This is a genomic window from Pseudomonas sp. AG1028 (assembly GCF_007993955.1).
Lineage (GTDB): Bacteria > Pseudomonadota > Gammaproteobacteria > Pseudomonadales > Pseudomonadaceae > Aquipseudomonas > Aquipseudomonas straminea.
In genome coordinates, this window is the sequence record NZ_VIVP01000007.1 from 143,958 (window position 1) to 162,291 (window position 18,334).

The following is an 18,334-nucleotide window of genomic DNA, read 5'->3' on the forward strand; positions in this document are numbered from 1 at the left end:
TTTTAACCTTGTCGAGGCCGTTTTCGAGTGCGACGTTTCTGGCCGCCGCGTTGCCATGAGGCGTACAGGCCGCCGCACAGTGCGCCAGCCAGGTGGTATTCGAACGAAACGCCCTGCTGGGGCAGCAGGCCGTAGAAAAACCCGCCGTACAGCACCAGAGCCAGGGCCGCCAGCAGCAGGTCGGCGAGGCTGCGGCGAAACCAGGCGCGGCCCAACAACAGCCCCCACAAACCGAACAGCCAGCCGCTGGAGCCGACATGGATGCCGGTGCGCCCGAACAGCCAGACCAGCACGCCACTGAAGACGATGATGAACAGGCTGGCGCGGATGAACTCGGCCCGCGACTCCAGCAGCGCCAAGGCGCCCAGCACCATGAAACCGCTGAGGTTGCCGAACAGGTGAAGCCAGCTGCCGTGCAACCAGGGCGCCAGGGCGATGCCCGGCAGCGCCTGCACCTCGCGCGGGATCAGCCCGAAACGGTTGAGGCTGTAGCCGTCCAGGCTGTTAATCAGTTGCAGCACGACCATCACTGCAGCGATACCGAACAGCAGCTTCAGGCGCGGCAACAGCCAGAGCGTCACGGCGCCTCGCCGCCCTGCCCCATCATCCGGGCGATCTCACGCAGTTGCTGGGCCATGTCGCCCATGCGCTTGTGAGTCCCCAGGTCGATGTCGATCTTCTTGTCCATGGCGTTGATCAGCGGCAGCACGCCGTCCTGCAGGCTATCGGCCAGGCGCTCGAGCAGCGCCTGGATGCCAGGCTGCGGCGCAGCCTGCACGGCCACCTCGACCCTGGGCGGCACTTCGCGCAGCCGTTCCAGGCCGGCCAGCAACTCCTGCCAGGGCACGGCGGCAGCCGCCGGCGCCGTCGGCTCGCTGCGGGCCAGGCCGCGTACACCCTCGACCAGGTCGTTGAGCTGCGCCACCACTCGGGCGCCGACGTCCGAGTCGCTACCGCCCATAGCCTTGTTGCGCATGAAGTCACGCTTGATCTGCGTCCACCGCTCCAACTGCTCGGGCGTCTGGTTACCGCGCAGTTCGGCGAGCTTGAGCAGGTTTTCCTCGGCACCGGTGGTGAGCAGCTGCGACTCGCCCTGGTAGTGGTCGGCGATCAATTGCAGCAACTCGGCGTCGTTCATCACCGCGCTGATCTTCTCGGCCATCTTGTTCATGTTGCGGTAACTGCCCTGCAGCTTGAACGGCGGCTCGGTGCGGTACTGGTCAGCCTGGGCGGCGCTGACGATGTACTGCTGGTTGACCCGGCCGACCACGTCACGCACCTGCATCAGGCGCTGCAGGGTAGCGACGATCTCATTGATCTCGGCACCGCTGTAGCTGTGCGACAGCTCGTTGGCGGAAAACGGCTTGCCCTCGGCCTTGGCGACGAAGCGGTAGACGTCGGCCATGTCGCGGGTGGCCAGGGGCGCCAGCACCGGGTTGGAGGTCAGGCCGTTCTCGATGTAGGAGAGCGCGAAGGCTTCCTGCATGCCGCCCAGGGTGTCGCCCAGGTTGTAGATGTCGGCGCGGTTGGCGAGCATGTCGGGGATCTTGAACACGTCGCCGGACTCGGTGTACGGGTTGCCGCTCATCACCACGCAGAACTTCTTGCCACGCATGTCGTAGGTCTTGGTCTTGCCCTTCCACACGCCTTCGATGCGCCGCGTGCCGTCGCACAGGGAGATGAATTTCTGCAGGAATTCGGGGTGGGTGTGCTGGATGTCATCGACATAGAGCATCACGTTGTTACCCATTTCCAGCGCCAGGTTGAGCTTTTCCAGCTCCTGGCGCGAGGTGGCGTCCGGCGCCTGGGCCGGGTCGAGGGAGCGCACCTCGTGGCCGAGAGCCGGCCCGTTGATTTTCATGAAGATCAGCCCGAGGCGGTGGGCCACGTATTCCATCAGCGTGGTCTTGCCGTAGCCGGGCGGCGAGATGAGCATCAGCAGGCCCATCAGGTCGGTGCGCTTGTTCTCCCCGGCGGTGCCCATCTGCTTGGCCAGGTTGTCGCCGATGAAGCCCAGGTACACGTCGTTGATAAGCTTGTTACGCACGAACGAGGACAGCGGCCGCGGCTTGAACTCGCTCAGGCGCAGCGCCGTGCGCTCACGGTTGACCACCTCCTGGCGCAAGTTCTGATAACGCTGCAACTCGGGCAGGAAGGTCTCGCGGTGATGGCGCAGGCGCTGGAAGAAATCGTGCAGGGCGAAACTCAGGGTGCCATCCTGGATCCGTGGGTGGTCGCCCAGCAGCCCCTCGACGCGCACTTGCAGGTCCGCCTCGGTGACGCGCTGCGGCAGGTCGCTGTCGATCAAGCCAAGGGCCACGGCTTCCGCCACATAGGCCTGCAGATGCGTCTGGCCCTGCTGCGCGCAGTAGGCCTGCAGCCAGTTCTCGGCCAGCGCCCAACGCTGATCCGGACGCCCACGCAGGCGCTCCTGGGCCTGCACGTAGCCCTCCCACACATGGGCGGCCTGCAGGTGCTGGCGCAGGCCATCGAACAGGTCGCGGGCGTACTTGCTGACCACGAATTCGATGCGCGGGGCGGCCAGCTCCTCGACCAGGTATTCGGCCGCCTCGCGCTGCAGCGCGGCGTCGAACGGCATCGGGTGGCGGACGAGAAAACCGTGCAGCGCCTTGAGCACTTCCTCGCGTAGCTGGCAGATGCCGTCGTCGCGGCCGAACAGCTGGCGGATGTTGGCGCAGGTACGGGCACGCTCCGGCCAGTGGGCGGCCTCCACGTCTTCGCGCCAGCGGTTCCAGAAGAACAGCGCCAGGCCGCGGGCCCGTGGCGAATAGGTCAACAGGCCAGCCGCCTCGCGCAGCGCCAGCAGACGCAGCAGGATGGCCATGGCGTCCTGGTCGTGAATGCCCTTCTGGTAACCCTCCTTGTAACGCGGCGCGGCGAACTCGCGGATGCGCTTGAGCAACTCGTCGGGCTGGCTCATGTACGCCTTGAGCTGATCCAGGCTCAGGCCATCGGTATGGCGCAGCGCAGCGTCGAGCACCAGGCCGGCCAGGTACTCGCCGCGGTACAGCGCCGCCGATTCGGACTCCAGGCTGACCTGCCAGTAATCGCGCAGGCCATCGAGTTCGGCATCGTGCAACGGCTCGAGAAAGTCGGTGCCGGTCAAGTGCAGGAACAGCCCGTCGCCACGCGGCAGCAGGGTCAGGTCGAGCTCCTGGGTATTGACCGCGAAACGGTGGCGCGGCCCTAGCTTGATGACGTCGCCGCCGGCCTCGAACAGTTCGCTCTTGTCGCGCAGCGCGCGCACGGCCTGGTCGCGAGCGGCCTTGAGGCGCGCCTCGACGTCATCGGCCTTGACGCTGTCCTTGAGCTCACGCAGACGCTCGGCCAGTTCGCGCAGCTTGAGGATCAGCGGGTCGGCGGCGAAGAAGGCGTTGAGTTCCTGGGCCTCGGTGAACTTGGCGGTACGCCGGCCGAGGCTGTCGAGAATCCGCCGCGCAGCGTCGAGCAGGCCCTGGGCCTTGCGTTGACGCTCGTCGAGAAGGCTCTGCTTGTGCGCCTCGAAGGTTTCCAGCAGTTCCTCGCGCTTGGCGAGGATGTCACCGAGAAACTGTTCGTGATCGCCGAACTGGCTTTCCAGCTCCTCGAGCTGCACCAACAGGCGCGACAACTGTTCATCGCACTTCTCCGGGTCCTGGGCCAGCGCCAGGGCGTTGGTGATGCTCTGGCTGAACAGTTTGAACTGCGCACCGAACTGCGCCACGGTCTCGGCCGACCCCAGGCCCTTGCGGCGCTGCTCGGCGCGCGCCTTGGCCTGATTGAGTTTGGCGTATACCTCGGAAATGGCATCGACGATGCGCGTGCGCTCGGTGGCGTCGTCGATCTGCAACGAGGCCATCAGCCCGGACAGCATGTCCAGGTTGCCGGCCATCTCGTTGAGGCCGGCCAGCGGCTCGGCAAGCTGGGCGACGCTCTCGGCTTTCTGCGCCTGCTCGTCGAACACCTGCAGGTCGTGGTGATAGGGCTGCAGTGCGGCGTCACCGGCCAGGAAGCGCGAGGTCGCCGCGGCGGTCTGGTCACGGGCTTCGAGCAGCGCGGTTTCCATGGCGTCGATACGCGCCACGTCGATGTAGCGGTAGTCACGAATGGTCAGCAGTTGGCCACGCTGGGCGGTGATCGCATTGAGCGCGTCGACGTATTGCTCGACCTTTTCCCAGGTATCCGAACGCACGCTTTCCAGCAGCGCCTTCTGGCGACTTTCAGCGTCGGCCATGGCTGCGGCGGACTGCTGGCGAATGCTCTCGACTTTCTCGAATTCGTCGAGCACCAGCTCGCCGGTGGCGGCGATCTCGCGCAGCAGCGGCGCCAACTCGGCGCACTGCGGGTCGCTCAGCCAGTGATAGATATCGAACAGCCGGCGGGTGTTCTGGCACAGCAGGCTGTAGCGCGCCACCGACACTTCACGGCTGTCGATTTCGCGGCTGAGGTTGAACAGGTCAGACACCCCGCGCACCAGTTCGGCATTGCCGATGCGCCCGAAGAAACCGCTGCGCGCTGGCTGGCGGGCGGCGAACTCCTCGCTCTCGAAGGGCGTCTGCCAGACTTGCATGGGGTGAATGCGCGTGGGCTCGTCACCCTCGGCGGAGAAGATCACCATGCGCCCATCTTCCAGGCGTGCGTAGCCGTGGCCGAAGATCGGGTTCTGCAACTGGCGGGTGACCATGTTGTAGGTCAGCAGCACCGCGCGGCCTTCACCGGGGTGGTAGAAGATGTATTGCACGTCCTCACCGTTGGGCGAGCGCACCGAGCGCTTGAAGCGCATGCCGGCCATCGATTGCTCGAAGGTCTTGTGCTCGCCATTTTGCAGGTAATACCCGCCGGGAAAGATGATGCCGTGGTCTTCGGGCAGCTGCACGCAGGCCAGGCCGATGGCGTCGATGCGTTCGACCTTGCGGGTCAGGCGGTTGAACACCAGGTAGCGCCACTGCTCCTCGCGGTACGGCAGCACCTTGAGCAGGATCAGGCTGCCCAGGGCAGCGTATTCGATCTGTGCATCGTCCAACGACTGGGTCTTGTCCATCACCTCTTCGCGGTAGATGCCCTGGCCGCTTTCGGTGTTGTTCTCGACCTTGATGGTCAGGTCGCCGCCGACTGTCTCGACGAATACCGTGTCGAGGATGTTCAGGTGCGGATGGCGGCCGTTGACCGTCATCTCGCGGGTGGTTTTCTGCCACTCGAAATCGAACGGCGCAGGCAGCGCGATATCGCGCTCGCCGCGGTTGTCGATATAGCGCACGTCCTTGCCGTCGAGCGACAGCGACCAGCGGAACACGCGGATGTCGGTGATCCGCTCGCCGATCTGGAAGCTGGCCAGCAGCTTGCCGTCGCGAATCGCCAATTGCAGCAGCCGGGTGTTCTTGTAATAGGTGTACAGCTCGTTGAAGTCGTTGACGAAGCCGCTCTGGCTCAGGAAAGTGCCGTCCAGGGCGACCGCTTCGGCTTCATAACCCTCGCTGCCCTCGACCAGGCGATAGAGGGAGAACACGTCGGCGACCGCGGTTTCCTTCTTCAGGCCCATGAACACGTTGTAGCCGAACAGCAGCCAGTCGCCGACCTGCACGATGTCGCGGGCGATGCAGTTGTTCTCGGTACGGATACGCACCCGCCCGATCACTTCCATCTGGCTGCTGCCGAACTCCTGCAGGCGCTGCTCGTTTAGCGCTTCGGTGCTCTGGCGCAGGCGCAGGCCCTGCTCCTGCAAGCGTTTGTGCAGCACCTCGTAGGCGCCGCCTTCGGCCACGGCCTTGTCGAGAATGTCCTGCTGGGTGTTTTCGGCTTGGGCGTCCGACATCATGGTCTTCCTGAATCTGCGCGGTCAGCAAGCAAGGCCCCGTCATGGGCGGGGCCGAAAAAAATGAGGCGGTGCTCAGGCACCGATCTTGCGGGCGATCTCGGCGAGCTTCTCGCGCATCGCGGCGTCGAGCTCCTCGGGTTTGATGCGGGCGATGATGCGCGTCAGTACGCGGATCTCGTCGTCATCAATCACGCCGTCACGCTCGGCGATTTCCAGCAGCGAGCCCAGTTCGGCGGCGTCCAGACGGCCGTCATCGGCAAAGCACTGGATGCTGCGAAAGGTCATTTCCAGGTGATCTCTAGATTGCGACATGCCACTTTCCTTGTCATTGAGGCAGGCCATGACGGCCTGAATGCGCGCAGCTGCTGCGCGCCTGATCCGTGACCGGTGCCAGCCCGCACAGGCTGGCACCGGCATTCAGACTTACACCGCGTCCGCGTCGCCTACAGCTGCCGGCTTGGCTTCAGTGGCGCGGCCCTGCAGCAGACGCGCAAGCACGTCCTGCACCACCGGGCTCTTGCCGACCACGCCCTCAATGGCCTTGCCGACCGACAGGGACTTGGCGAACGAGTTGAAGAAGTCGCCTTCGCCGCCGACGATCTCGATCTTCGCCTTGGCCAGCGCAGTGGCCAGTACCTCGGCCTGGTCCTTGGCGATTTCCTTGTTGGCAGCAATCGCGGCCATGGCCTCCTCGAAGCTCTTCTCCAACTGCATGCGGAACTCTTCGTGCTGGCGAGCATTGTCGCTGAGCGCGTCGAGAGCACCGAACTTCTTGCCCAGGCCTTCGGCCTCGGCGTTCAGGCGCTCCAGCAATACCTGAGCTTCGGCCATGCCCAGATCCTGGGTCGCCTTGGCCTTGGCAGTACCGAGCTGCTCTTCGCCACGTGCCTGGGCGCCGAGCTTCTCTTCCAACACCTTGGCGTCGGCCAGACCGTCTTTTTCCTTGGCGGCCGCCTGCGCTTCGATCACGCGGGCCTGGGCCAGACCTTTCTCCTGCTCGCCCTTGGCTTCCGCGATCAGACGCTCGGCCTGCACGCGAGCCTCGGCCAGACCTTCCTTCTCTTTCGCCGCAGCGGTGACTTCACGCACACGCGCATCGGCCAGGCCAGGCGCAGCGCGCTCGGCTTCGATGCCTTCGGCCAGTTTCTTCTTGGCCTCGGCACTCTTGGCCGCGGCTTCCAGCTCGGCCTGGGCGAGGTTGTTGATTTCCACCGCCTTGTGCTTGGAACGGGTTTCGTCGGCCTCGGCCTGTTTGACCTGGCGCACCAGCTCCTGCTCGGCTTCGGCCTGAGCGTTGAGCACGGTGACCTGCTTCAGGCGCTCGGCTTCGGAGACTTCGCGTACTTCCTTGATGCGCTCTTCTTCCTGGGCGACGGTCTTTTCCACCGCCACGCGCTCGCGCACCACGCTGGCGATGTTCTTGCGCTCTTCTTCAAGCGCCTTTTCCTTCTCGATGCGCTGCAGCTCGACCTCGCGCTCGCGGGCGACCACTTCCAGATCTTTGGCGCGGGTGACCTTCTCGACCTCGATGACCACCGCGCGCTGGCGGTTCTGCTGGGCCACTTCCACTTCACGCTGGTGATTCTCGGCGCGGATGTCCAGCTCCTGCTGGGTCTGGATACGCGCCTGCTCGGCCTTCAGGCGCTCCTCTTCGCGCACCTTGAGGGTTTCCGCTTCCTCACGGGCGCGAATGGTCTCCACCTCGCGTTTCTGGCGCGCTTCGGCGTCGGCCTGCTGACGCTCGAGGGCCAGGGTCGCCTCACGGGTTTCGACGTTCTTCTTCTTGATCGCCAGCTCTTCGTTGCGCTCCAGGTCATTGGTGATGACGTTCTGCGCGGCGGTCAGCTCGGTGATCTTGCGGATACCTTCGGCATCGAGAATGTTGCTTGGGTCCAGCGAGGCCTTGGAGGTCTGCTCCAGGTAGTCGATGGCCACGTCTTCGAGTACGTAACCGTTGAGGTCGTTGCCGATCACCTCGACGATGCGGTCGCGGAAATCCTGGCGGTTCTCGAACAGCTGCACAAAGTCGAACTGCTTGCCGACGGTCTTCAGGGCTTCGGAGAACTTGGCGTTGAACAGCTCGTTGACCGCCGCACGGTCAGAGGCGCGTTCCACGCCGATGGCCTTGGCAACCTTGAGCACGTCTTCCTGGGTCTCGTTGACGCGCAGGTAGAAGGCCACGGTGATGTCGGCGCGCATGTTGTCGCGGCAGATCAGCCCGTCCTTGGCGCGGCGGTCGACTTCCAGGGTGATCAGGGAGATCTTCATGAACTCCTTGAGGTGGATGACCGGGTAAACAAGCGCACCGGTGAAATGCACCTTGGGCGTCGACGACATGTCGTTGACGATCAGTGCCGTACCCTGGGGAACCTTGATGTAGAAGGCCTTGAACAGCGCCAGCAGGCCGACGATCAGCAGGGCGACCAGGCCAACCCCGACCAGCACGGGGATCAACGACGGGGGAAGGTTGTACATTGCACTCAATCTCCTTTGAGACAGACGGAACCGCCGGTTCAGATGCCGCGGAACTCATCCTCGGTTATCACCCGGTAGGCGTGCTGCGCCTCCAGGTATTCCAGTAAAACGACACGATCGCCACGCTTGAAACCCAGTTGCTCGTCGGCGCGCACACGCAGGATCAGCCCGGCGCCACCGTCTTCCAGCACTGCTTCGCCATGGCTGGCGGTCACCCGCCCGCTGCGCACCACGGCGGTCTGGCCGAGTACGCTCTTGCTGCTGGTCACTTCCAGCTTGAGAAACAACGGGCGCAGCGGCGCGCACAACAGCCGGGTAGGTGCCACGGCGAGCAGCAGCGCCAGCACCGCGACCGCCAGGCCCAGCGGGTAACGCAGCCACTCGAGCGGCAAAAGGCCGAGCAGCCAGAGGTCGGCGAAATAGCTGATGAACCAGGCGAAGAAAGACAACAGCGTCAGCACCAGGGTCAGCGGTACGTCACGCAGTTTGAGCTTGGACAGGAGCGCTGCCGCCGGGCCTTCCAGGGCGGAATCGGCCTCGATGTCGAGCACGTCGATCTCGATCAGGCCGAACGCGACGATGAGCCAGTACACCACCGCTAGGCACAGCAGAAAGGTGAAGATGACCGTCGGGAACGCCAACGAGACCTGCAGGAAGATTTCCATGGTTTCCTATCCCTGAAAACATGGCGGAGCCTGTTGGCTCCACCATCGATGACGCTACGGGCCAGCCTGTGATCAGGGCTTGGCTTTGTCCTTCAGACGCGCCAGCACGCTGTCGGCACTACTCTTGTCGGCGACGATACCGGCAGCGCGCAGCTTGGCGTCCAGCGACTCGTCGAGGTTGGAGGCTTCGGCCAGCTCGGCAGCCGCCTCCATCTTCGCTGCACGCTCGGCCTGCTGCTGCTTGATGCGCTCCAGCGACTCGACCGCAGTGTGCAACTTGGCCTGGGAGCCGCCGTAACGCTGGGCCACGGCCATCTGAGCCTTCTGCACGCTTTCGGTGGCCTTGACGGTATCGACCTGTTGTTTCAGGCGTTTGATGTTGGCTTCCGCCTGGCTCACTGCGGCGCGTAGCTGCGCCACGCTGGCGGCATAGGCATCGGCCTGCTCGCGCTCGCTGCCCAGTTCGATTTCCAGGTTGGCGATCTTGCCGGCCACTTCGGCAGCCAGGTCTTCCTTGCCACCTTCCAGGGCCTTGACCGCGTACTGCTCATACTCGGCGATCTTGGCGGCAGACTTGCTGGCGCGCTCGGCGGCCAGCTTCTGCTTGGCCATAATCTCGGCCAACGCCTCCTTGGATTTGCGCAGCTCGACGTCAGCGTCGCGGATTTCCTGATCGAGAATGCGCAGCGCCTGGCCATCGACCAGCGCTTCACCCATTTCATTGGCACCGCCGCGCAGCGCCGTCAGCAATTTGCTCCAGACGTTCATGGGCATGTCTCCTTATGCACTGGCCTTGAGGAAGTCTTCGTAGGCTTCGGTCGCTTTGATGACGTTGTCCGCCAGCGTTTCGATCTCCAGTACCACGTTGGGCAGGATCGACGAGGCGCTGAGCGCACCGAACATGGTGTAGCAGGCCTGACCGTCCGGCAGGGTTTCCAGCCCGACGCAGGACAGCGGGAACAGCTTGTGGCTGCGCAGCACTTCTTCGTTGAAGGCGGCGGCATCGCGCACGTCGCTGGCCGGCCAGAGCAGCGCCTCGACCACGATCTGGTCGCCGAACACAGCGATGAACAGCGGCAGATCGCCGTATTCCTTCATGGTCACGTGCAGACTGGCGTCGGCACCCTGGATCAGCTCGACGGCCGCGCGGCCATCGGCAAACGGCTCTGTCGCCGACAGCGCATCGAACAACGTTTGTGCAGTCCAAACCTGAGGCATGCTCACCCCCTCCTCCATTGAAGCCAGCTCCGGCTGGGGCTGGCGCAGTTTCCTTTCGACCGCCGAGAGCCTCTGGGCATGCTCGGGTAGAATCCAGACCTCCTTCTTCACCAACCCCTGCTCGCGCAGACGCTGACGGAAAAGACGCTGGTAGTGCGCAGATGATTTGTTTTCCATGTGGCGCAGCCTAGAACATCACATGTGATAACTCAATACATCACATGTAATTTATTCGAGAGCTGTGATCGGGGTCTTGCGGGCCCAGGCACCGATGGCCTGAAAGAGGGAGTCAGCCGCAGAACTTTAGCCGAGAAAATGGGACAAATTCGCCGACTGCGTCGCATAGCGAAGGGTTTGAATCCTAGATAGACGCCATCAATGGGCCAGCCTTGGCAAACCACAATGAGCCGGTATGATGCGGCACTTTTTAGGAAAGCCGCATGTCGTTTCGCAGCCTTCTCACCCTGCTGTGCCTCACCCTCTGCACCTCACTGCAAGCCGCCCCGCCGCAAAATTTCACTCAAGCCAAGAAGATCGGCTGGACGCTCTATGAGCGCCAGTCGGTGGAGTTCTATTGCGGCTGCAGCTTCAAAGGCAACCGCGTGGATCTGAAAAGCTGCGGCTACACACCACGCAAGAATGCCAACCGCGCGGCACGCATCGAATGGGAACATATCGTCCCGGCCTGGCAGATCGGCCATCAGCGCCAATGCTGGCAGCACGGCGGGCGCAAGAACTGCAGCAAGAACGACAGTGTCTACCGCCGCGCCGAAGCCGACCTGCACAACCTGGTGCCGGCGATTGGTGAGGTCAATGGCGACCGCAGCAACTATGACTTCGGCTGGCTGCCGCAAAAGCCCAACCAGTACGGCGCCTGCCCCACGGTAGTCGACTTCAAGGCGCGCAAGGTGATGCCGCGCCAGCAGGTACGCGGCATGATCGCCCGCACCTATCTGTACATGAGCGACCGCTACCAGTTGCGTCTATCCAAGCAGAACCGCCAGCTGTTCAACGCCTGGAACAAGACCTATCCCGCCGAGCAGTGGGAGCGCCAACGCAACCAACTGGTCGGCTGCGTGATGGGCTGGGGCAACCCCTATGTCGGGCAATTGGATAAACGACTTTGCCAGCAGGCGCGAATTGCGGCGGTCAATCGGCGGTAGCGCCTGGAGGCAGACGCGCTCTGGTGGATTGGTGGGCTAAAGCCCACTCTACTTCCCGATAGCTACAGACCAGCCTTTGTGGGAGCGCGCCATGCGCGCGAATCGCGGGCATGAACCAGGCATCCCCGACCACTTCCCCAAACACAAAAGGCCGGCACCTCTCGGTGACAGGCCTTTCGCTTCGCAGCGCCTTCGCTTACAGCGGCTTGCCGCGATTACCATGTGCCGCCACGAATTGCTGCACGGTTGGCAAGTCGTTAGCAAGCACGGTGCAACGCTCTTCGCGCTCGAACAGATCGGCCAGGTGCGCCGGCAAGGCTGGCGACAGATCCACGGCGGACTTCTCGATGGCCTCCGGGAACTTCACCGGATGGGCCGTGCCCAGCACCACCATCGGCACCGACAGGCTGCGACGGCACTCGCGAGCAGCACGCACACCGATGGCGGTGTGCGGGTCGAGCAGCTCACCGGTGGCGGCGTATACCTCAGCAATAGTCTGGCAGGTCTGCTCATCGCTCACGGCGAGGGAATCGAACAGCTTGCGCGCCTCGGTCCAGCGGTCGTCTTCGACGGTGAACCCGCCGGTCTGGCGGAATTCGGTCATCAGCGCGGCGATCGACGGGCCGTTGCGACCGTGCAGGTCGAACAGCAGACGCTCGAAGTTCGACGAGACCATGATGTCCATCGACGGCGACAGGGTCGGGTACAGCTCGCCCTTGGCGTACTGATTGCCGCTCATGAAGCGGTGCAGGATGTCGTTGCGGTTGGTGGCGACGATCAGCTGGCTGACCGGCAGGCCCATGTTGCGGGCGAGATAGCCGGCGAAGATGTCGCCGAAGTTGCCGGTCGGCACCGAGAAGGCCACCGAACGCGCCGGACCGCCGAGCTGCAGGGCCGCGTGGAAGTAGTAGACGATCTGGGCCATGATCCGCGCCCAGTTGATCGAGTTGACCGCCACCAGGCGCGTACCCTTGAGGAAACCCTGGTCGGCGAAGCTGGCCTTGACCATCTCCTGACAGTCGTCGAAGTTGCCCTCGATGGCGATGTTGTGGATGTTGTCGCCGAGAATGGTGGTCATCTGCCGGCGCTGCACTTCGGACACCCGGTTGTGCGGGTGCATGATGAAGATGTCCACGTTCTCGCAAGCCTTGCAGCCTTCGATGGCAGCCGAGCCGGTGTCACCACTGGTGGCACCCATGATCACCACGCGCTCGTTGCGCTTGGCCAGCACGTAGTCGAGCAGGCGACCGAGCAGCTGCAGAGCGAAATCCTTGAACGCCAGGGTCGGGCCATGGAACAGCTCGAGCACCCACTCGTTGCCACCCAGCTGACGCAGCGGCGCCACGGCCGAGTGCTCGAACACGCCGTAGGTGTCTTCGAGGATCTTCTTGAAGTCGGCATCCGGAATGCTGCCGGTCACGAACGGGCGCATCACCCGGAAGGCCAGCTCGTGATACGGCAGGCCCGCCCAGGAGGCGATCTCTTCCTGACTGAAGCGTGGCAGGTTTTCCGGCACGTACAGGCCGCCATCAGTGGCCATGCCGGCCAGCAGGACGTCTTCGAAATTCAGGGCCGGTGCCTGGCCGCGAGTGCTGATATAGCGCATGGTCTGCAAACCTTCGGTTTGGGGCGTCGCGCCGCGAGCAGGTCGCGGCGCGCGACGAAATTAGCTGAGTTGTTCGACGCGGATGCGCACCACGTTGCCGACGACGTCGGCCAGCGCTTCCAGGGCAGAAATGGCGTCGTTCATGCGCTGCTCGGCAACGCGATGAGTGACCAGGATCATCGGCACCAGGCCGTCCTGCTCCTCGACTTCCTTCTGCATGATCGATTCGATGTTGATGCCGCGCTCCGACAGGATACTCGCCACCTGGGCCAGCACACCCGGGCGATCCTTGGCCTGGATGCGCAGGTAGTAGGCGCTCTCGCAGGCGGTGATCGACAGGATCGGGTGGTCGGACAACGAATCCGGCTGGAAGGCCAGGTGCGGCACGCGGTTGGTCGGGTCGGTGGTCAGTGCACGCACCACGTCGACCAGATCGGCCACCACGGCCGAAGCGGTCGCTTCCATGCCAGCACCCGCGCCGTAGAACAGGGTGCTGCCAGCAGCGTCACCATTGACCATCACCGCGTTCATCACGCCATTGACGTTGGCGATCAGACGGTCGGCCGGGATCAGCGTCGGGTGCACGCGCAGCTCGATGCCGGCGTCGGTACGGCGCGCCACACCCAGGTGCTTGATGCGATAGCCCAGCGCCTCGGCGTAGTTCACGTCGGCAGTGGTCAGCTTGGTGATGCCTTCGGTGTAGGCCTTGTCGAACTGCAGCGGAATGCCGAACGCGATGGACGCCAGGATGGTCAATTTGTGGGCCGCGTCGATGCCTTCGACGTCGAAGGTCGGATCGGCTTCGGCGTAACCCAGGGCCTGGGCTTCGGCCAGCACGTCTTCGAAGGTACGCCCCTTCTCGCGCATCTCGCTGAGGATGAAGTTGCCGGTGCCGTTGATGATACCGGCCAGCCAGTTGATACGGTTGGCCGACAGGCCTTCGCGGATCGCCTTGATCACGGGGATGCCACCAGCCACCGCCGCCTCGAACGCGACGATCACGCCCTTCTCGCGGGCGCGAGCAAAGATCTCGTTGCCATGCACGGCGATCAGCGCCTTGTTGGCGGTGACCACGTGCTTGCCATTCTCGATGGCCTTGAGGACCAGCTCACGGGCAACGCTGTAGCCGCCGATGAGCTCCACGACGATATCGATCTCGGGGTTGCTGGCCACCGCGAAGACATCGTCGGTCATGGTAATGCCGGTCGACTGGTACTGGGGCTTGGGTGTGCGGGTGGCAATCTGCGCCACCTCGATGCCACGCCCGGCACGACGCGCGATTTCCTCGGCGTTGCGCTTGAGCACATTCACGGTACCGCCACCGACGGTACCCAGCCCACAGATGCCTACTTTGACCGGATTCACACTAGACTCCCCAACTGCACTGCGTAAAACGGCCGACGCGGGCGCCAGCCGTGGAAAAAGAGCCGCACATTACGAAGCGGCCAAGGGATAGTCAATCGACTACCCCAGTTCGAATCACTTGGCTTCCAGGGCCAGCTTCGCCAGCTGCGCGGCGGGCTGGTAACCGGGGATCATCTTGCCGTTCTCAAGAATGATCGCCGGCGTGCCGTTGACGCCGATCGCCTGCCCTAGCTGGTACTCCTGCGCTACCGGATTGTCGCAGCTGACCTGGGGAATCGACTCACGCGCCTTGGCCTTGTTCATCGCGGCCTGGCGGTCCTTGGAACACCACACACTAGCCAGATCCTTGGCACCCTTGCTGCCCATCCCCTGACGCGGGAAGGCCAGGTAACGCACCTCGACGCCAAGCTTGTTCAGCTCGCCAACTTCGCTGTGCAGCTTCTGGCAATAGGCGCAGTCGGTGTCGGTAAATACGGTGATATGGGTTTTCGGCTCTTTCGGCGCGAACACCACCATGTCCTTGGCCGGAATGCCGTTGATCTGCTTGGCGATGGCCTTGCTTTCCTCTGCTTCGGTCAGGTTGATGGCCTGGCCATCCTTGAACTGAAACAGGTAGCCCTGCATCACGAACTGCCCATCGGCACTGGCGTAAAGCTGGCGACCACCCTTGAGCTGAACCTGATAAACGCCGGGCATCGGGCTCTCGGCAATGGTTTCGATCGGCAGATCGGGCTGGATGGAAAGCAGGTTCTTGCGGATCGCCTGATCCGGGTCGGCTGCATGGCCGAGGGTGCTGACCAGGCCGAGAGCCATGGCCGCGACGATGCGGGTCACACGCATGAAAACTCCTATCGAGCGACGGGGTGACAGGGAAAGGACAGAGACTACCATAACCAGGGCCCCAGGCTGCGGGCAGCAGACGCAAAGCGCGAACTGGCGACAACCGATTCAGCCACGCGGATGGTGCTGGGCATGCAATGCCTGCAAGCGGGCGCGGGCGATATGGGTGTAGATCTGCGTGGTGGACAGATCACTGTGGCCCAGCAGCATCTGCACTACGCGCAAATCCGCGCCGTGATTGAGCAAATGGGTGGCGAACGCGTGGCGCAGGGTGTGCGGCGACAGCGACTTGCTGATGCCCGCCACCTGGGCCTGATGCTTGATGCGGTGCCAGAAGGTTTGCCGGGTCATCTGCTCACCACGCAGACTAGGGAACAGCACGTCCGCGGGGCGACCAGCCAGCAGCGCAGGCCGCGCCTCGCGACAATAGCGCTCGACCCAACCGATGGCTTCCTCGCCCATGGGCACCAGGCGCTCCTTGCTGCCCTTGCCGAACACCCGCAGCACGCCCTGGCGCAGATTGACCTGCTCGAGCGTCAGCCCGACCAGCTCGCTGACCCGCAGACCACAGGCATACAGCACCTCGAGCATGGCGCGATCACGCAGGCCGACGGGATCATCCAGATCCGGCGCGGCCAGCAGCGCCTCGACATCCGCCTCCGATAGCGACTTGGGCAGCGGCCGGCCAAGCTGCGGCATGTCGATCTGCAGCGTGGGATCGGCATTGATGATCCCTTCGCGCAGCAGGAAGCGGTAGAAGCCGCGCATGCCGGAAATCAGCCGCGCCGTGGAGCGCGCCTTGTAGCCTTCATTCATGCGCCAGGCCAGATGATCGAGCAGCACCTCGCGGCCCACCGCCTGCAGCTCGACGTCGCGGGCCTGCAGCCAGCCGTTGAGCAGCGCCAAATCACTGCGATAGGCCGACTGGGTATGGGCGGACAAGCCCTTCTCCAGCCACAATGCCTCGATGAAACGCTCGATCAATGGATGGTCGACAGCGGACATGGATCAGATCTGCACTACGCAAAGAATTCATTATCAACACAATCAAAAGCAGATACTGCACTGCTTTTGTGGGAGCGGGCCGTGCCCGCGATTTCGCGCACATGGGCTAGGCGCCCCGCCCGCTCCCACAGGTGGCTTGCGAAACGGCTGCCAGCCTACCAAACGCCAGAAACGAAAAAAGCAGCCGAGGCTGCTTTTTTCGAGGGGGAAAGCTGGATTAAACCAGTTTTTCCTTGATGCGCGCTGCCTTGCCGGACAGGTCGCGGAGATAGTACAGCTTGGCCTTGCGAACATCACCGCGACGCTTGACGGCCAGGCTGTCGACCAGCGGGCTGTAGGTCTGGAAAGTACGCTCAACGCCAACGCCGCTGGAGATCTTGCGCACGGTGAAGGCGCTGTTCAGACCACGGTTACGCTTGGCGATTACCACACCCTCGAACGCCTGCAGACGCTGGCGGTCACCTTCCTTTACTTTCACCTGAACGACTACGGTGTCGCCCGGGGCAAAGGTCGGGATCTCTTTGCTCATCTGCTCAGCTTCGAGTTGCTGAATGATTTTGTTGGTCATGCTGCGCTCCTAAGACGGGCCGTCAGGCCGGCCATCGATATTAGTTATCGTCCCGCTGGCGGATGTATTCCTCCAGCAGCTTCTTCTCTTCTCCAGAAAGCGAGCGGCTATCCAGAAGATCGACACGGCGTTCCCAGGTGCGCCCCAGGGACTGCTGCAAACGCCAGCGCCGGATGTGTTCGTGGTTGCCGCCAAGCAGCACCTGCGGAACACGTTTATCCGCATACACCTCCGGACGGGTGTAGTGCGGGCAGTCGAGCAAGCCATCCGTGAAGGAGTCTTCCTCGGCCGAATCTGCATGACCTAATGCACCAGGCAATAGGCGCGTTACCGCATCGATCAGCACCATGGCCGGCAGCTCACCGCCGGACAGGACGTAGTCGCCGATCGACCATTCCTCATCGACGTGGGTTTCGATGAAACGTTCGTCGATGCCTTCGTAGCGGCCAGCAATGAGAATCAAACGCTCCTCTTTCGCCAGCTCGCGTACCGCCGCCTGCGTCAGCTTGCGGCCCTGCGGCGAGAGATAAATCACCTTCGCCGGTACGTCGCTGGCCTGCCTGGCATCAACCAGAGCATCTTCCAGCGGCTTGATCTTCATCACCATGCCGGGACCACCACCGAAGGGGCGGTCGTCAACGGTGTGATGACGATCCGTGGTATAGCTGCGCGGATTCCAGCAGGTCAGCTGCAACAGCTCCTGCTTTACCGCACGACTGGTGATGCCGTAATCGCTGATGGCGGCGAACATTTCCGGGAACAGCGTAATCACATCGACGCGCAAGCTCGGCATGGCGTCAGAAATCCGCGTCCCACTCGACCTGCATCTCGCCAGCTTCGAGATTGATCGACAACACGCACTGCTGCGTATACGGCAGCAAACGCTCACGATCATCGAGACTGTCAGCGCAGGGCTTGACCACCATCACGTCATTGGCACCGGTCTCGAACAGATGATCGACCTTGCCGAGCAGTTGCCCCGCCTGATCGATGACCTTCAGACCTTCCAGCTGATACCAGTAGAACTCGCCGTCATCGAGCTCCGGCAGCTGGCTCCTGGGTACGCAGATCTCGAAGCCCGCGTAGGTACGCGCCACTTCACGATCCTCGAGCCCTTTGAGCCTGGCAACCAGAACCTTGCCCTGCAAGCGTCCACCAGCCAGTTCAACCTGTTTCACCTCGCCATCGCGCCGCAGCGTCCAGCGAGGGTAATCGAGCACGTTATCCAGGGGATCGGTAAAGGAATACACCTTTATCTCACCCTTGACGCCATGCACCGAGACTATCTTGCCAAGAACCAGAAGATCCTCGGCGGGGGCCGGCGTCGTGCTCATAAGAAGTGCTTAGGCAGCAGCCTTGGCAGCTTCTTTCAGCAGCTGAGCAACGCGCTCAGACGGCTGGGCGCCCTGGCTCAGCCAGTAAGTAGCGCGCTCTTGATTCACGGACAGCTTGACTTCAGCACCCGAGGCGATCGGATTGAAGAAACCGATACGCTCTACGAAGCGACCGTCGCGCGCATTGCGGCTGTTGGTCACGGTGAGGTGGTAGAAGGGGCGCTTTTTGGAGCCGCCGCGAGCGAGACGAATAGTTACCATGTGAACATCGTTCCTGTAG

Annotated in this window: 16 protein-coding genes; 1 reads left to right on the forward strand and 15 read right to left on the reverse strand. The window is 63.2% G+C overall.

The features are described from left to right. Positions 1-2: 2 nt before the first annotated feature. The 7 genes from FB481_RS13300 to FB481_RS13330 form a co-directional block, all read right to left on the reverse strand. On the reverse strand, positions 3-581 hold the full coding sequence (locus FB481_RS13300) for a rhomboid family intramembrane serine protease (RefSeq protein ID WP_013790166.1): 579 nt from the start codon (positions 579-581) through the stop codon (positions 3-5). Then, entirely contained in the window at positions 578-5,812 is a 5,235-nt protein-coding gene (locus FB481_RS13305; protein WP_147176719.1) for a DNA repair ATPase, read from the reverse strand. Before FB481_RS13305 ends, FB481_RS13300 begins: the two co-directional genes overlap by 4 nt. 75 nt (positions 5,813-5,887) lie before the next feature. Beyond that, positions 5,888-6,127 (reverse strand): hypothetical protein, encoded by a 240-nt coding sequence (locus tag FB481_RS13310; protein WP_027905948.1) that lies wholly within the window; start codon positions 6,125-6,127, stop codon positions 5,888-5,890. A 111-nt stretch (positions 6,128-6,238) separates the two neighbouring features. Further along, entirely contained in the window at positions 6,239-8,290 is a 2,052-nt protein-coding gene (locus tag FB481_RS13315; RefSeq protein ID WP_147176720.1) for a flotillin family protein, read from the reverse strand. 38 nt (positions 8,291-8,328) lie between these two features. Then, positions 8,329-8,955 carry an OB-fold-containig protein gene (locus tag FB481_RS13320; RefSeq protein ID WP_147176721.1) on the reverse strand — a complete coding sequence of 209 codons (627 nt, stop codon included), beginning with the start codon at positions 8,953-8,955 and terminating at the stop codon, positions 8,329-8,331. A 72-nt stretch (positions 8,956-9,027) separates the two neighbouring features. After that, positions 9,028-9,723, reverse strand: a complete 696-nt coding sequence (locus tag FB481_RS13325; RefSeq protein WP_093505867.1) for a PspA/IM30 family protein — start codon at positions 9,721-9,723, stop codon at positions 9,028-9,030. A gap of 12 nt (positions 9,724-9,735) precedes the next feature. After that, positions 9,736-10,350 (reverse strand): YjfI family protein, encoded by a 615-nt coding sequence (locus FB481_RS13330; RefSeq protein ID WP_093505865.1) that lies wholly within the window; start codon positions 10,348-10,350, stop codon positions 9,736-9,738. A gap of 263 nt (positions 10,351-10,613) precedes the next feature. Between FB481_RS13330 and FB481_RS13335 the strand changes: the two genes are divergently transcribed. Next, complete coding sequence (locus FB481_RS13335; protein WP_093505862.1) at positions 10,614-11,336, forward strand: endonuclease; 723 nt, start codon at positions 10,614-10,616, stop codon at positions 11,334-11,336. Positions 11,337-11,532: 196 nt separating this feature from the next. Here the strand turns inward: FB481_RS13335 and thrC are convergent, their stop codons facing one another. The 8 genes from thrC to rpsP all read right to left on the reverse strand — a co-directional run bounded on the left by thrC (position 11,533) and on the right by rpsP (position 18,315). Then, complete coding sequence (thrC, locus tag FB481_RS13340) at positions 11,533-12,942, reverse strand: threonine synthase (RefSeq protein ID WP_147176722.1); 1,410 nt, start codon at positions 12,940-12,942, stop codon at positions 11,533-11,535. Between the two features lie 60 nt (positions 12,943-13,002). Continuing rightward, complete coding sequence (locus FB481_RS13345) at positions 13,003-14,307, reverse strand: homoserine dehydrogenase (RefSeq protein WP_093505858.1); 1,305 nt, start codon at positions 14,305-14,307, stop codon at positions 13,003-13,005. Between the two features lie 114 nt (positions 14,308-14,421). Continuing rightward, positions 14,422-15,147 (reverse strand): DsbC family protein, encoded by a 726-nt coding sequence (locus FB481_RS13350; protein WP_147176723.1) that lies wholly within the window; start codon positions 15,145-15,147, stop codon positions 14,422-14,424. 108 nt (positions 15,148-15,255) lie between these two features. Continuing rightward, positions 15,256-16,152: a site-specific tyrosine recombinase XerD gene (gene xerD, locus FB481_RS13355; RefSeq protein WP_147176724.1), complete on the reverse strand. Its 897-nt coding sequence runs from the start codon at positions 16,150-16,152 to the stop codon at positions 15,256-15,258. 217 nt (positions 16,153-16,369) lie between these two features. Continuing rightward, on the reverse strand, positions 16,370-16,720 hold the full coding sequence (rplS, locus tag FB481_RS13360; RefSeq protein ID WP_013790154.1) for a 50S ribosomal protein L19: 351 nt from the start codon (positions 16,718-16,720) through the stop codon (positions 16,370-16,372). A 40-nt stretch (positions 16,721-16,760) separates the two neighbouring features. Beyond that, positions 16,761-17,513: a tRNA (guanosine(37)-N1)-methyltransferase TrmD gene (trmD, locus tag FB481_RS13365; protein ID WP_093505851.1), complete on the reverse strand. Its 753-nt coding sequence runs from the start codon at positions 17,511-17,513 to the stop codon at positions 16,761-16,763. A 4-nt stretch (positions 17,514-17,517) separates the two neighbouring features. Continuing rightward, positions 17,518-18,054 carry a ribosome maturation factor RimM gene (gene rimM, locus FB481_RS13370; protein WP_093505849.1) on the reverse strand — a complete coding sequence of 179 codons (537 nt, stop codon included), beginning with the start codon at positions 18,052-18,054 and terminating at the stop codon, positions 17,518-17,520. A gap of 9 nt (positions 18,055-18,063) precedes the next feature. Beyond that, positions 18,064-18,315 (reverse strand): 30S ribosomal protein S16, encoded by a 252-nt coding sequence (gene rpsP, locus FB481_RS13375; protein ID WP_009403592.1) that lies wholly within the window; start codon positions 18,313-18,315, stop codon positions 18,064-18,066. Between the last annotated feature and the right edge of the window lie 19 nt (positions 18,316-18,334).

What these genes read in the sequence shown, in the direction of transcription:
- FB481_RS13305 (WP_147176719.1), bottom strand. Translation starts at nt 5,812, where the DNA reads ATGTCGGACGCCCAAGCCGAAAACACCCAGCAGGACATTCTCGACAAG.
- FB481_RS13310 (WP_027905948.1), bottom strand. Translation starts at nt 6,127, where the DNA reads ATGTCGCAATCTAGAGATCACCTGGAAATGACCTTTCGCAGCATCCAG.
- FB481_RS13315 (WP_147176720.1), bottom strand. Translation starts at nt 8,290, where the DNA reads ATGTACAACCTTCCCCCGTCGTTGATCCCCGTGCTGGTCGGGGTTGGC.
- FB481_RS13320 (WP_147176721.1), bottom strand. Translation starts at nt 8,955, where the DNA reads ATGGAAATCTTCCTGCAGGTCTCGTTGGCGTTCCCGACGGTCATCTTC.
- FB481_RS13325 (WP_093505867.1), bottom strand. Translation starts at nt 9,723, where the DNA reads ATGAACGTCTGGAGCAAATTGCTGACGGCGCTGCGCGGCGGTGCCAAT.
- FB481_RS13330 (WP_093505865.1), bottom strand. Translation starts at nt 10,350, where the DNA reads ATGGAAAACAAATCATCTGCGCACTACCAGCGTCTTTTCCGTCAGCGT.
- FB481_RS13335 (WP_093505862.1), top strand. Translation starts at nt 10,614, where the DNA reads ATGTCGTTTCGCAGCCTTCTCACCCTGCTGTGCCTCACCCTCTGCACC.
- thrC (WP_147176722.1), bottom strand. Translation starts at nt 12,942, where the DNA reads ATGCGCTATATCAGCACTCGCGGCCAGGCACCGGCCCTGAATTTCGAA.
- FB481_RS13350 (WP_147176723.1), bottom strand. Translation starts at nt 15,147, where the DNA reads ATGCGTGTGACCCGCATCGTCGCGGCCATGGCTCTCGGCCTGGTCAGC.
- xerD (WP_147176724.1), bottom strand. Translation starts at nt 16,152, where the DNA reads ATGTCCGCTGTCGACCATCCATTGATCGAGCGTTTCATCGAGGCATTG.
- rplS (WP_013790154.1), bottom strand. Translation starts at nt 16,720, where the DNA reads ATGACCAACAAAATCATTCAGCAACTCGAAGCTGAGCAGATGAGCAAA.
- trmD (WP_093505851.1), bottom strand. Translation starts at nt 17,513, where the DNA reads ATGCCGAGCTTGCGCGTCGATGTGATTACGCTGTTCCCGGAAATGTTC.
- rimM (WP_093505849.1), bottom strand. Translation starts at nt 18,054, where the DNA reads ATGAGCACGACGCCGGCCCCCGCCGAGGATCTTCTGGTTCTTGGCAAG.
- rpsP (WP_009403592.1), bottom strand. Translation starts at nt 18,315, where the DNA reads ATGGTAACTATTCGTCTCGCTCGCGGCGGCTCCAAAAAGCGCCCCTTC.